Origin of the sequence: Trichlorobacter sp. (assembly GCF_030247655.1) — a bacterium.
Classification (GTDB): domain Bacteria; phylum Desulfobacterota; class Desulfuromonadia; order Geobacterales; family Pseudopelobacteraceae; genus Trichlorobacter.
Genome location: NZ_JAOTRZ010000066.1, coordinates 1 through 13,894 on the forward strand (window position 1 = coordinate 1; position 13,894 = coordinate 13,894).

Genomic DNA, 13,894 nt, shown 5'->3' on the forward strand with positions numbered 1-13,894 from the left:
GGATTGTCAAACGCTACTCCAGCAGATGCTGCTATTTTGCCAGCTAGTTTTTGGAAGTCTGTGTAACAACTTCTTACTGCTTCAATGTGAGCGCCAATCGCTCCATCGGCAGACTTGAGGAAAAATATTGGTTTACGTGCTTCCATAGCCATTGGCATTAAGCTTCGATAATGCTTGAGCAATGAAAGACAGTATGGATCCTGTGCAACAGAAGGCAAAGGTTGTTTCCTAATCAATTCATCCAAAACTGCTTCTCGATAAACTTTAGGTATGCGATCCATCCACCGTTTATATGCTTTAACAGGTCGAGTATCGAGAATGCCATGTTGCATAACAATGTAGCCAACAGGTTGCATTAATCCTTTAGGCATCGGCAGATCTAGTGGTGCCTTGGAAAGCAGGTCCGCCCAGACTGAACGCCACTCCCGTAGTGTCGGCCCAAGGTTCTTGAGACCCTGCAAAGAGAAAAGATCCGGGGCCAGTGGCAGGCAAACTTGATCGGAGGCAATCAATGCTGAGCGGTTAATTGCTCCCAAGTTGGGGCCTACATCAATCAACACAAGTTCTGCTCCCCATTCAGCGCCGCGCTGGACGAGGCGATGAAACGCCGTCATGGTACGAAAAGCGGATTCGTCACGATTATGACATCGTGGCCACGCATCCGATAGTTTGTCTTCAAACCGTGACAAACCAAGGTCACCTGGAATAATACCGAGATTTTTGGCAACCATCTCTACTTGTGGTTGTGCGATGTCTCCGACGCCTCTTAGAATCGGTCGAATTGCCCCATATACAGTGTCTGGATGTTCATCATCGGGCCACAAGTTTTCCAAACGATCCTCGTCAAGAAACATAGCAGTAAGGTTGGCTTGCGGGTCAAGATCAACAGCAAGTGTTTTGATGCCATGGTCAGCAAACATCCATGACAAGTGATACACAAGTGAGGTCTTACCCACGCCGCCTTTGTTGTTGAAAAACGCGATTGTCTTCATGTCAACCTCCGAAAAACCTTGACCAACACGGAGTGCTCGTCAAACTCGAATTGAGCTGGAGGGTTGCCGTTTTGTTCCAATAGTGCCTGAGCCCGCTGAACACCGTAGCCAAATCTGTTAACAAAGCCGAGCGATTTCATGGCTTCGGCAATTACAGGGTTTCGGTAGCTATTTCGAGACGGAAAGTTTTCGGGTGTTGCCTCTCCATATAAGCCGCCTGGGCTTTGGATCTCAATATGGTCGCTAAATGCGTAAAAACGAATAGGTGAATTACTGTCATAGTTACGATGCATAACAGCATTCATAAGTAGTTCCCGTAATGCCCACTCCGGATAGTCTGGTTGCAGCTTTTCTTCAAGTGCGCTAACCGCACGCATTGTTGTGTGGATTAGCAGCTTAAGTCGGCCCTCCAATTCACGCAGTACAGAATGAAGGTCACCGGAGATTTCTGCTTGATCGTCTGGTAATTCTGTCAAGTCAGAACCAGGCAACTTGAGATATTGCACATAAGCACCTGGTAGAAAAAAGCGTGGGTTCTTTCCGAAGAGCAATATACCTGCATGAGTAAGGCATGCACGTTCTGGATCGTACAGCCTTAGAGATGCAAGTTGAAGTTCAATTGGTCGATGGTTCGCTGCAATAGTTTCAGGATCCACGGCTTCTCGGCGATAAGCATCGAATTGTCCCAGTGCAATTTCATCAAGCGGCGCCTCAAAGCATGGTCGTGCATCAAAGGAACGAGCATATGCAACTCGTCGCTCCGTAAGAACGCGTTCTTCTTGTTCGTTAGCGATACCCTTACGCGGCCCAACTCGAATGTGAACACGACCTTTATAGCGGACGGGCGGAAGATCAGAAGGGTGTACTTCCACCACAGCCACATCACCACCGGAAAGGGAAAACTTGCCTACATTCATAAATGGTTGGGGTAGTACATTTCCATCGGATCGGATACCACCCAAGTTTTTTAGTAGTTCGTCAGTAACAGTTAACCCAGATAACACCCCATTGTCTCTAACCCCGATAAGTAAGTAGCCAGGTTGGCGATGATTAGGGAGGTCATTAGCAAAAGCACAAATAGCTTGGCTGAACTTATCCGTATTATCCAATGATACGGTACGCTCGATATTGTCGGCTTCCATATTGGTCAATAGTTCATTTAGTTGGTCTTCGGTTAACATAGAACCTCCGTTCTCTAAGCAGCTTGTTCGTTGTTTCAGGCTTTTTTAAGAGTTATTGAAGGCCAAAAATTAATAGAAGTCATTCTCTGCTGTGCTCTGTGTAAAATAGCCGTGTTTAGACGTAAAGCCATGCTATCGCCCCACATCAAAATATTTTCCCTGCGGGTGATGGAACGCTAAGGCCGATATTGATGCCTCGGGGTCCATCATATCCCCTTCAGTCAGCTGAATGCCGATCTGCTCGGGCTTCAATAATGTAAACAGTTTTCGCTGGTCATCAAGATTAGGGCAGGCTGGATAGCCGAAGGATACCCGGATACCCTGATACTCAGCATTAAAGAGTTGTTTCATGGTCAGGGCCTGATCATCCACAATTCCCCATGAGGTGCGGATCCGCTTGTGCAGGTATTCAGCAGTGGCTTCTGCCATTTCAAGGGCTAGTGCCTGCAGCAGGTGAGAGTTGAGATAGTCCCCTTCAGTCTTCCATTTTTCAGACAGTTCACGCACTCCCTGACCGCAGGTTACTGCAAACAGCGCCATGGTGTCCTTTTCGCCACCAGCTGCAGGCCGTACAAAATCTGCCACACAGAGCTTTTCGCCACTGTTCTGACGTGGCAGGTTAAAGCGGGTTGCCTCTGAACCATCTGCATTGAACAGGATCAGGTCATTGCCATCACCATTGGTTTGATAAAAACTATAAATTGCCTGGGGCTTGATCAGACCTTCCTGCAGTACCCGCTCCAGCATCGCTTCAACGGTCAGATGCAGCTTGGTTGCCTTTTCATCCTGGCCAGCCAGCAGCTTATCAACCGACCCTGTCAGGCCTAAATGTTTGGTATAGAGCATCTGGCGGTTGAGATAGGGGATGACCTGGCCAACCGGGATATCCCGCAGGATATGCTGCTCAAGGTCAGGCGCAGCCAGAATGGGAGCGCTGGTGCTGATAGCTGATTTTGTAGATCCGGTTGTAGGCGTTGGCTGGCCAGTTGCCTTGGCTGCTGCAACTTTGGCGCTGTCTTCCTGCTGTTTGGCCAGTTCCAGCATCAACTCTTGCCGCAATTTGGGATCAACCAGTTGGTTGGCCAGTTCCAGGCCAGCCATAGCATCCTTGGCGTACAATACCGGGCCCCCATATTCCAGCGCAATACGGTTATTGGCAAAGGCACGGGACAGGGCAGCGCCACCAACCAGCAGCGGGGCATCAATACCTGCTGCTTTCATGTCTGAGGCAGTGACAATCATCTGCAGGGCGCTTTTTACCAGCAGGCCAGACAGGCCGATGAAGTCCGGCTTTTCACGTTTGGCAGCGGCAATCAATTCCTCAGGCCCCACCTTGATTCCCAGGTTAACCACCTCAAAACCGTTGTTAGAGAGGATAATCTCCACCAGGTTTTTGCCGATGTCATGGACATCGCCCTTGACGGTTGCCAGCAGCATCTTGCCCTTGCTGGAGGTCTCATTCTTTGAGAGGTGCGGTTCCAGATGTAAGACCGCTGCCTTCATCGCCTCGGCAGATTGCAGCACCTCGGCCACAATCAGTTGGTTGTCGTTAAACAGTCTGCCCACTTCAGCCATGCCAGCCATCAGCGCACCGTTGATAATATCCAGCGGCTTGTCCCCACGTGCCAGGGCAGCATCAAGGTCTGTGCTCAGGCCATCCTTGACCCCTTCAATAATATACAGGCCAAGCCGTTCATCAAGGGGCAGCTCTGCCTTGGGTGCATGGGATACCGGTTTTTTATCACGGAAGGCAGCGGCAAAGGCAGCTACCGGATCTTCTCCCCGCCAGAACAACAGGTTCTCAGCCAGGGTTCGTTCTTCTTCCGGTATGGATGCGTAGCGCTCCAGTTTTTCTGTGTTAACAATGGCATAGGTCAGACCAGCCTTGACGCAGTGGTACAGGAACACCGCGTTGAGCACCTCCCGTCCTGCAGCGGGCAGGCCAAAGGATACGTTTGAGATCCCCAGGATGGTACTGCACTGGGGAAATGCCTCAGTGATCAGCCGCACCCCTTCAATGGTCTCAACCGCCGAACCGATGTAGTTGTCATCTCCGCTGCCCACCGGAAAGACCAGGGGATCAAAGATCAGATCTTCCGGGCGCAAACCGTATTTGTTGACCAGCAGATCGTATGAGCGTTGGGCAACCTCCAGCTTGCGTTGGCGTGTAACCGCCATGCCATGTTTGGGATCTTCATCAATGCAGCCCACCACCACAGCACCGCCGTACTGGCGCAAAAGAGGAGCCACCCTGGCAAAACGCTCTTCACCCTCTTCAAGGTTGATGGAGTTGAGCAGGCATTTGCCCTGCAGACGTTGCAGGGCCAGCTCGGTGACCTTGGCGTCGGTGGAATCAATCATGATCGGCGCCCGTACTTTTTTGGGCAGATAGAGCAGCATCTGCTCCATGTCAGCCAGTTCATCCCGATCCGGGTTTGCCACACAGATATCAATCACCTGGGCACCGGTCTTGACCTGAGCCCGGGCGATCTCGGCCGCTTCTTCAAACTGACCTGCCACGATCATGTTCTTGAACTTGCGTGAGCCGATGACGTTGGTCCGCTCACCAACCAGAATCGGACGGTTATCCTCTTCAATAAACAGCGGTTCAATGCCGGAAACCAGTTTACGTCGGCTTGTAACCGGTTTGCGGGGCTGCCTGCCCGCTGCCATTTTAGCTATTGCCGCAATATGAGCCGGTGAGGTGCCGCAGCAGCCGCCAATAATGTTCAGCCAGCCCTGATCCACAAAGCGGGACAGTTTCTGGGCCAGGGAATCCGGGGACTCTTCAAAATGTCCGTTTTCATCAGGCAGGCCGGCATTGGGGTAGACCGAGATATGGCAGGTGGCCAGTTCAGACATGGCCCGCAGGTGATCGGTCATAAACTCCGGACCGGTGGCACAGTTAAGACCAATACTTATGAGACCAAGATTTTCTTCAAGGTGGGTCAGGCTGGCATACAGTGCTTCAACATTCTGTCCTGCCAGCATGGTTCCCGTTGGTTCCAGGGTGACAGAAACCATAATCGGCACCTTTTGTTTTGTCTGTTCAAAGGCCAGCCTGATACCTTCTGCAGCTGCCTTCAAATTCAGTGTGTCCAGAGCCGTTTCGAGCAACAGCAGATCAACTCCACCAGCAAGCAGACCGATGGTCTGATCCCTGAAAGCGATTACCAGTTCTTCAAAGGTTACACCCGGAGTGATAGACAGGGTACGGGTGGTTGGCCCCATTGAACCGGCCACAAAGCGGGGTTTGTCCGGTGTGCTGTAAGTATCGCAGGCCCTGCGGGCAACAACCGCAGATGCCTTGTTCAGTTCAAACACCTTATCCTGCAGACCATATTCAGCCAGAACAATATCAGTAGAGCCAAAGGAGCAGGTTTCTACAATATCAGCACCAGCCTCAAGATATGCTTTATGCACATCCTCGATCACATCAGGACGGGTTAGCACCAGCATCTCATTACAGCCTTCATACTCTTCACCGCCAAAATCAGCAGCGGTCAGGTTGCGGGCCTGTAACTGGGTGCCCATGGCACCGTCAAGGATCAGAATGCGTTGTGATAGGGCGTGGAGTACGGGATTGTTGGTCATGGCAAGAGTCCTTCAGTCAGTTCAAGTATGGCTTCAGCTTTATTAAAGGTGTAGAGGTGAACCCCTTGCACCCCGGCAGCCAGCAGCTCTTCTGCCTGTTTGCGGGCATGGGCTACCCCCACCTTACGCACTTCGGCTGCGCCGCCGCGCTGATCAGCAGCCTCCAAAGCCGCCATAAAATCAGGCGGTATAAAGGCGCCGGAGAGTTGTTTAATCCGCTCAATCATCTTCAGGTTTAAGACCGGCAGGATACCGGGGATGATCAGCTTGGTGATGCCACGTTCCTGGGCGCGCTTCACAAAATCAAAGTAGAGCTGGTTATCGAAAAAGAGTTGGGTAACCGCAAAGGCGCCCCCCAGATCCATCTTCAACTTCAGGTAACCCAGGTCTGCATCAGCAGAGATCGCCTCAGGGTGGGTCTCCGGGTAGGCAGCTACGCTGATTCCCATTTCAGGGTGGGACTGGCCCACAAAGGAGACCAGGTCTGATGCAAAGTGGAACGGCGATTCCGTTAACTGTTCCACCGGCGTTTCCTGTGGCGGGTCACCACGCAGGGCCAGGATGTTCTGGATACCGGCCTTGCCAAGCTTGTCAAGAAAGTGGTTCAGACGGTCTGCCTGGGCACCAACGCAGGTCAGGTGGGTCATGGTCTCAAGTCCCAACTGCTGTTGCATGTGAGTTACAATCTCAAATGTTGCATCCTGATTGCTGCCACCTGCACCGTAGGTAACTGAAGCAAATAGGGGGTTCAGGCTGGCCAGGCGTTCTACCACCTTGAAAAAGGCAGGCCAGTCCTGGCGCTCTTTGGGAGGGAAGTATTCAACTGAGACAAAACGGCAGCCGGTTGCAAGTTTGTCAGCAATTTTCATTGTTAATCACATCCTTGTTAGTCTGAATAAGGTGAAACCAACTCACCACAGAGGACGCTGAGGAACACAGAGGAAAATTTAAAAACGAAAATAAAACGAGATGTAACTTCCAGATCTTGTTTTTCCTTTGCGAACCTCTGTGTCCTCCGCGGTAAAAAGTTTAAAGGTTTGAATTATGAACTATAGCAGGCCTGTGCTGGCTGCGCCACAAAAACTGTTGTTTAAACCAGCTTTGTATTGACGGAATGCCCCAAAAACACTATAAAAAACGATTCTATGAACCAGAAAAAACTCTACATTGATACGGTTGGCTGTCAGATGAATGTCAACGATTCTGAACGGATTGTGACCATGCTGCAGCCTTTGGGGTACACCCAGACGAGTCGCAGACATGAGGCCAGCCTGATCCTGTTCAACACCTGTACGGTGCGGGCCGGGGCAGAGGAGTGTCTGCTCCAGAACATTGCCAACCTGAAGAATCTGAAGCGTAAAAAGCCCGGCACCCTGATCGGTGTGGCTGGCTGCGTTGCCCAGCAGATGGGTGATGAGTTGTTACAGAAGTTTCCCTGGGTGGATCTGGTGTTTGGCACCCACAACCTGCATCTGGTTCCGGAGATGGTGAAAGATGCCGAGCAGGGCAGGCGACGGGCTGAGACCGATTTCCTGGACAGCAGTGAGCGGTTGGACCTGTTTCCGCCGATTGAAGGCCGTAAACGGGTTTCCGCCTTTGTCACCGTGATGCAGGGCTGCGATAACTTTTGTTCCTACTGCATTGTCCCTTATGTGCGGGGCAGGGAGATCAGCCGCCGTTTTGCTGAGATCCTGCAGGAGGTGCAGGATTTGGCTGATCAGGGGTTGCGTGAAGTGGTGTTGCTGGGGCAGAACGTCAATTCCTACGGTCTTAAAGGGGAGGAGCAGCCGCCCTTCGCAGAGCTTGTCAGCGCTGTTACTGCTGTAAACGGTATCGATCGGGTCAGGTTTGTGACCTCCCATCCCAAGGATATGTCTGACGACCTGATTGCCTGCTTTGCTGATCTGCCCAAGCTGTGCGGTTCTCTGCACCTGCCGGCCCAGGCTGGTAATAACCGGATACTGAAGGCGATGAACCGGGGCTACAGTCGCGAGCACTACCTGGAGACCATTGCCAAGCTGCGTCATGCCAGGCCGGAGATCAAGATTACCGGAGATATGATTGTCGGCTTTCCCGGCGAGACCGAGGCCGAGTTTGAGGAGACCCTCTCGTTGATGGAAGCGGTGCGCTACTTTGACCTGTTCTCCTTTGTCTATTCACCCCGGCCCGGTACCAAGGCTGCAGAACTGACGGATGACCTGGCCAAAGAGGTTAAACTGGCAAGACTGGATCGGTTACAGAAACTGCAGGCAGTGCATTCCCGTATCTACAATGAGGCCTATGTCGGCTCGACCCAGCAGGTGCTGGTGGAGGGTTTGGCCAAGCGACATGGACAGGTCAGCGGCCGGAGCGATAGTGGGCGGATTGTCAATCTGGCAGGCTCGCCGACTCTGATCGGCAGGCTGGTGGATGTGAAGATTCTGGAAGGATATGCCAACTCCCTGTTGGGGGAACTGCTGTGATCTCACCGCAGAGGACGCAGAGGTACACAGAGGAAAACCTCAAGAGTCTTTCAGGTATGATTGTAGACGCGGCCATGAAGGTGCATTCAGCCTTGGGGCCGGGTTTGCTGGAAAGCGCTTATGAAACCTGCTTGAAACATGAATTATTAAAGAGAAACCTTGAGGTAAAAAGTCAGGTTGAGCTTCCCATTGTGTATGAAGGAATTCGGCTTGACGCTGGTTACCGTATTGATCTACTTGTCGCCGATTCTGTTGTGGTTGAGTTAAAATCCGTTGAAAAAATTGCACCAATTCATGAAGCACAACTGTTGTCCTATTTGAAGTTAAGTGATCTTCAGGTAGGGCTTCTTATAAATTTCAATGTCATGCACCTCAAGGACGGTATCAAGAGGATGGTCAACGGTTTTCAACCTCTGCGATCCTCTGCGTCCTCTGCGGTAAAATAATGTGAGGCATCCATGAGCACCGAAGCAACCAACACCCCAACAGCAAACTTTCTGCGAACCATTGTCAGCGACGACCTTGCCAGTGGCAAGCATCAGACCGTGGTGACCCGCTTTCCGCCTGAGCCCAACGGCTACCTGCATATTGGTCATGCCAAGTCAATCTGCCTTAACTTCGGCCTGGCCCGCGATTTTGGCGGTGTCTGCCATCTGCGTTTTGATGATACCAACCCGGTCAAGGAAGATACCGAGTATATCGAATCCATCAAGGAGAGCGTGCGCTGGCTGGGTTTTGACTGGGGTGAACACCTCTATCACGCCTCAGAGTACTTTGAGCAGCTCTATCAGTGGGCTGAGTACCTGATTGGGCAGGGTAAGGCTTATGTGGATGACCTGAGCCCGGAACAGATGAAGGAATATCGTGGCACCCTGACGGAAGCAGGTAAGGAATCACCGTTCCGTGGGCGCACTGTTGAGGAGAGTTTGGATCAATTCCGCAGGATGCGGGCTGGTGAGTTTACTGACGGCATGAAAGTGTTGCGGGCCAAGATTGATATGGCCTCCCCGAACATGAACCTGCGTGACCCGGTGCTGTACCGGATTCTGCACACCAGTCATCCCCATGTGGGCGATGCCTGGTGCATCTACCCGATGTACGACTTTACCCACGGCCAGTCCGATGCTATTGAGGGGATCACCCACTCCATCTGCACCCTGGAGTTTGAATCGCACCGCCCGCTGTACGAGTGGTTTCTGGAGAACCTGCCGGTTCCGGCCAAGCCGCGTCAGTACGAGTTTGCCCGGCTGAATCTCTCCTACACCGTAATGAGCAAGCGCAAACTGCAGGAGCTGGTACAGACCGGTCTGGTGAATGGCTGGGACGACCCCCGCATGCCGACTATCATGGGCTTGAAGCGGCGCGGCTTTACTCCGGCATCTATCCGCACCTTCTGTGACCGGATCGGCGTTGGCCGCAGTGACGCCTGGATTGGCTATGAGCTGCTGGAGGATTGCGTCAGGAATGACCTGAATGATAACGCCCTGCGGGCCATGGCAGTGCTGCATCCAATCAAGCTGATCATTGACAACTATCCTGAAGACAAGACCGAAGAGTTTGAGGTGGCCAACCATCCATCAAAACCTGAATTGGGTACCCGTAAACTTCCATTTTCACGTGAGATCATTATTGATGTCGATGACTTTATGGAGAACCCGTCCAAAGGGTTCCACCGTCTGACAGTGGGCGGCGAAGTTAAATTGAAATATGCCTACGTGGTTAAATGTACTGGTATGATCAAGGATGAGCAGGGCAGGGTGGTTGAGCTGCATGCTGATTATGATCCCGGCTCCACCAATGGGCCGATGACTTCCGATGGTCGCAAGATCAAAGGGGTGATCCACTGGCTCTCTGCCCCCCATGCCGCCACGGTGGAGGCTCGGCTGTTTGATCGTCTGTTCAGTGATGCCAACCCTGACCGGGGTGGGGCTGATTACAAGCAGTTCCTGAATCCAGAATCTTTGCAGACCCTGCCGGAGTGCCGGGTTGAAGCAGCTCTGCTTGCTACAGCGCCTGGTCAGAGCTTCCAGTTTGAACGACTGGGCTATTTCTGTGCTGATCAGAAGGATTCGCAGCCGGGTAAACCGGTATTTAACCGTGTTGTGACCCTGCGGGATACCTGGGGCGGAAAGAATTAACCATGAGTGATACACCATTTAAAGCAGGTTTTGTCTCCATTATCGGCCGCCCAAATGTAGGCAAGTCCACCCTGTTGAACCGGATTCTGGGTGAGAAGATTGTGGCGGTGTCGGATAAACCCCAGACCACCCGCAACGTGATCCGTGGTATTTTATCTGATGAAACTGGTCAGATCGTGTTTGTGGATACACCTGGTATCCATACCGCCCGTACCAGAATTAACCGGGCCATGGTGGATGCTGCCATGACCGTGGTAACCGGGGTTGATCTGATGCTGCTGGTGGTGGATGCGACCCTGAAGATTGAAGAAGCGTTTATCAAAGATATCTGCAGCAAGGCCGGAGCGCCGATCTATCTGGTCTTGAACAAGATTGATCAGGTAACCCCCAAAGAAAAACTGTTTACCGTGATTGAGGGCTATACCCGGCTGTACGACTTTCCGGAGATTATTCCGATCTCTGCCCAAAGCGGCAGTAATATTGAGCGTCTGGTTGATCTGGTGCGGGAACAACTACCGGAAGGGGTGGCGCTCTTCCCGGATGATATCCTGACCGACCTGCCGGAAAAGTTTATTGTGGCAGAGCTGATCCGTGAAAAGGTATTTCGTCTGACCAACCGTGAGGTACCCTATGGCACTGCTGTAGTGGTGGAGGCGTTTACTGAGCGTGAGGACGGGCTGGTTGTCATTAATGCCATCATTATGGTGGAGCGTGATTCCCACAAAGGGATCATCATCGGCAAACGGGGAACCATGTTGAAGAAGATCGGCGAACAGGCCCGCCGTGATATTGAGCGTCTGCTGGGGACCAAGGTCTATCTGGAGTTGTTTGTGCAGGTGCAGGAACGCTGGACTGAGCGGACCGCCATGTTGAGAGAATTGGGATACGAGTGAGCCTCTTTCAAAACTACTGCGGAGGTCGTCTGCTGCGTTGCGCGGTGCTCGCTCCTTCGCCTACCTGCATTGGTATGTCTCAGTCGCTGCGCGCCGTACGCCTTGTATCCGGCCTTCCTCATGACATTTTGAAAGAGGCTCGAAAATGAAATCAATAGTAGCCATTGTAGGGCGTCCCAATGTGGGCAAATCAACCCTGTTCAACCGGATTGTTGGTGAGCGCAGGGCGATTGTGGATGATATGCCCGGTGTGACCCGTGACCGTAACTACGCGGTGGTGGAGCGGTATGACAAGCCGTTTATTCTGGTGGATACCGGCGGGTTTGAACCGGTGACAGAAGACCGGATGCTGCAGCAGATGCGAGAGCAGTCATTGCTGGCCATGGAAGAGGCAGAAATCATTATCTTTCTTATGGATGCCAAACAGGGGCTGACTCCGGCAGATACGGAGGTCGCTTCCATGTTGCGGCGGGTGGACAAACCGGTTTTCTATGTGGTTAACAAGGTTGACGGTGAGAAGATCGAAAACGAGGCTGCCGAGTTTTATGCTCTGGGCATCGACAACATGCACACCATCTCGGCAGCCCATAATCGTGGTATTCGGGACCTGTTGGATGAAATAATGGCCTTGCTGCCTGATGAGACGACGCCGGGCGAAGATGAGGTAACCAGTATTGCGGTGGTGGGACGTCCCAATGTGGGCAAGTCATCGCTGGTCAATTGCCTGTTGGGGTTTGAACGGGTGGTAGCCAACCCTGTTGCCGGAACCACCCGTGATTCTGTTGACACCTTCTTTAGTTGCAACAAAAAGCGTTACTGCCTGATTGATACTGCCGGTATCCGGCGCAAGGGCAAGACCAGCCAGAAACTTGAAAAATACAGCGTAGTCGATGCCTTAAAAAGCATTGAGCGTGCTGATGTGGCCCTGATCGTACTGAATGCGGAAGACGGCATCACTGAACAGGATAAGCATATTGCCGGCTATGTGTATGAGGCGGGCCGTGCCTGCGTATTTGTGGTTAATAAGTGGGATACCCTTGAGAAGGATAACAAGACGGTTGGCAAGTTTGTGGAGCAGATTCAGTACGAATTCAAGTTCCTGGCCTTTGCCCCGATCGTGTTTGTCTCTGCCAAGAGCGGCCAACGGATTCATAAGATAATGGAAGAGGCTGCAGTGGTCGCAGAGCAGTATTCCCGCAGAGTTACCACTGCAGAGTTAAACCGCGTCTTTAAGGAGGCGGTGGAGGCTCATCACGCGCCGTTACACCATGCCCGCCGGGTTAAATTCTATTTTGCCACCCAGGTTGGGGTTAAACCGCCTACTTTTGCCATCTTTACCAACCAGCCTGATGGCGTGTTGACACCGTACCAACGTTATCTGGGCAACCGTTTTCGTGATGCCTTTGGTTTCAAGGGAACACCGTTCAGGTTGTTGTTCCGTGGTAGAGAGCGCAAAGATCTGAATGGAAGGGAAAGAAAAACTAAAAAGCCGTGATATGCCTTTACTCACGGTGTTCTGTGGTTTATCATTAACGCCTTAATTATCGTAGTTATAGGTAAGGAGAGATTGTCATGCAGATGCAGAGCGGACTGCATGGAAAACTGGAAGAGCTGGGGCTTGACGAGATCCTTCAGATTGTCGGAGTGAGTCGTCGCACCGGCATCCTGACCCTCAAAAGCCGAGGACGTGAGGCGGTGCTGCAGTTTCGTGACGGTCTACTGGTCAGGGTGACCTCCACAGGTTTTCAGCAGAGTCTTGGAGAACTGCTGATCCGTAACGGAGCAGCCACACCCGAAATGGTGCAGCAGGCCTTGGCCATCCAGCAACAGGAACAGTTTCGTGAGCGGATCGGTACGATCCTGCATCATCGCTTTAATGTTGATTTACAGGTGATTGAACAGACCGTGCGGGAGCAGATCAGTAACGTCCTGATGACTCTGTTTGCCTGGACGGAAGGGAGTTTTGACTGCGCTCCCCGTGATGTTGAAACAGTGGATGCCGCCTATCTTGACCCGGTGCAGCTTATTCTTGAACTGGGGGATAGTGCGCCGGATCAATTGGTGGCGGAGGGTGTACGTCTGCAGCATGACCTTGGTGCAGATGAAGGTTACGAACAGATTGAAGAAATTGTAGAACTGCCTCCTCTCGTGCCAAAGCAGGCAACACTGCCTCCACTGGTAATCGTTGATGACGACAGCGCCATGCTAGAGGCGGTGGCTGAAACCTTTGGACAGTGGTTTGATGTGTCACCCTTTTCTCGTAGCGAAGAGGCATTGGTCAAGATTGATGCCCTGTTTCGTTCAAACAGCAACCCGGTGGTGCTGGTTGATTTGATTATGCCCAAGATGGATGGTACCGGTGTCTTGGGGGGGCTTGAACTAATTCAGTTGCTGCATCGTAATTTTAATGGTCTTAGCATTTTTGCCATTTCTGACTTCCACCATGCCGACGCCGTACAGGAACTTTCCGGCTTGGGCTACCCGTGTATGAACAAGCCGCGGCGTGGTGATACTAAAGGTGATCAGTTTGGTTCGTTTGTGCAAAGTTTGAAAACTGTACTGCACCTGAACCACTAAAGTAGTTAAAGCAGACTTTTGGGGGGGAATCTGTAGTGATGAAGAGCTTCACTATCC

The 13,894-nt window shown here is 52.0% G+C and carries 10 protein-coding genes; 6 read left to right on the plus strand and 4 right to left on the minus strand.

The window, feature by feature from the left end; translation table 11 throughout:
• From OEL57_RS07880 to OEL57_RS07895, 4 genes are all read right to left on the minus strand, one after another.
• The coding region (locus OEL57_RS07880; RefSeq protein WP_300739374.1) for a ParA family protein at positions 1-992 on the minus strand (992 nt) is incomplete at its 3' end.
• The gene (locus OEL57_RS07885) at positions 989-2,173 is read right to left on the minus strand and encodes an ATP-binding protein (RefSeq protein WP_300739376.1); all 1,185 of its coding nucleotides are present in this window, start codon (positions 2,171-2,173) and stop codon (positions 989-991) included. The genes OEL57_RS07885 and OEL57_RS07880, both read right to left, overlap by 4 nt.
• Before the next feature lie 132 nt (positions 2,174-2,305).
• On the minus strand, positions 2,306-5,767 hold the full coding sequence (gene metH / locus OEL57_RS07890) for a methionine synthase (RefSeq protein WP_300739378.1): 3,462 nt from the start codon (positions 5,765-5,767) through the stop codon (positions 2,306-2,308).
• A complete protein-coding gene (locus OEL57_RS07895; RefSeq protein WP_300739380.1) occupies positions 5,764-6,636 on the minus strand; it encodes a methylenetetrahydrofolate reductase in 873 nt (290 codons plus the stop codon). Before OEL57_RS07895 ends, metH begins: the two co-directional genes overlap by 4 nt.
• A gap of 276 nt (positions 6,637-6,912) precedes the next feature.
• On the opposite strand from OEL57_RS07895, the gene miaB reads away from it, so the two are divergent.
• The 6 genes from miaB (at position 6,913) to OEL57_RS07925 (ending at position 13,837) form a co-directional block, all read left to right on the plus strand.
• Positions 6,913-8,229 carry a tRNA (N6-isopentenyl adenosine(37)-C2)-methylthiotransferase MiaB gene (gene miaB / locus OEL57_RS07900; protein ID WP_300739382.1) on the plus strand — a complete coding sequence of 439 codons (1,317 nt, stop codon included), beginning with the start codon at positions 6,913-6,915 and terminating at the stop codon, positions 8,227-8,229.
• Between the two features lie 56 nt (positions 8,230-8,285).
• Positions 8,286-8,675, plus strand: coding sequence for a GxxExxY protein (locus OEL57_RS07905; protein ID WP_300739384.1), 390 nt, complete (start codon positions 8,286-8,288; stop codon positions 8,673-8,675).
• 12 nt (positions 8,676-8,687) lie between these two features.
• Entirely contained in the window at positions 8,688-10,367 is a 1,680-nt protein-coding gene (locus OEL57_RS07910) for a glutamine--tRNA ligase/YqeY domain fusion protein (RefSeq protein WP_300739386.1), read from the plus strand.
• Between the two features lie 2 nt (positions 10,368-10,369).
• Positions 10,370-11,260 carry a GTPase Era gene (gene era, locus OEL57_RS07915; RefSeq protein WP_300739388.1) on the plus strand — a complete coding sequence of 297 codons (891 nt, stop codon included), beginning with the start codon at positions 10,370-10,372 and terminating at the stop codon, positions 11,258-11,260.
• A gap of 145 nt (positions 11,261-11,405) precedes the next feature.
• The gene (gene der, locus OEL57_RS07920; RefSeq protein WP_300739390.1) at positions 11,406-12,755 is read left to right on the plus strand and encodes a ribosome biogenesis GTPase Der; all 1,350 of its coding nucleotides are present in this window, start codon (positions 11,406-11,408) and stop codon (positions 12,753-12,755) included.
• Between the two features lie 77 nt (positions 12,756-12,832).
• Complete coding sequence (locus OEL57_RS07925; protein ID WP_300739392.1) at positions 12,833-13,837, plus strand: response regulator; 1,005 nt, start codon at positions 12,833-12,835, stop codon at positions 13,835-13,837.
• Positions 13,838-13,894: the final 57 nt, after the last annotated feature.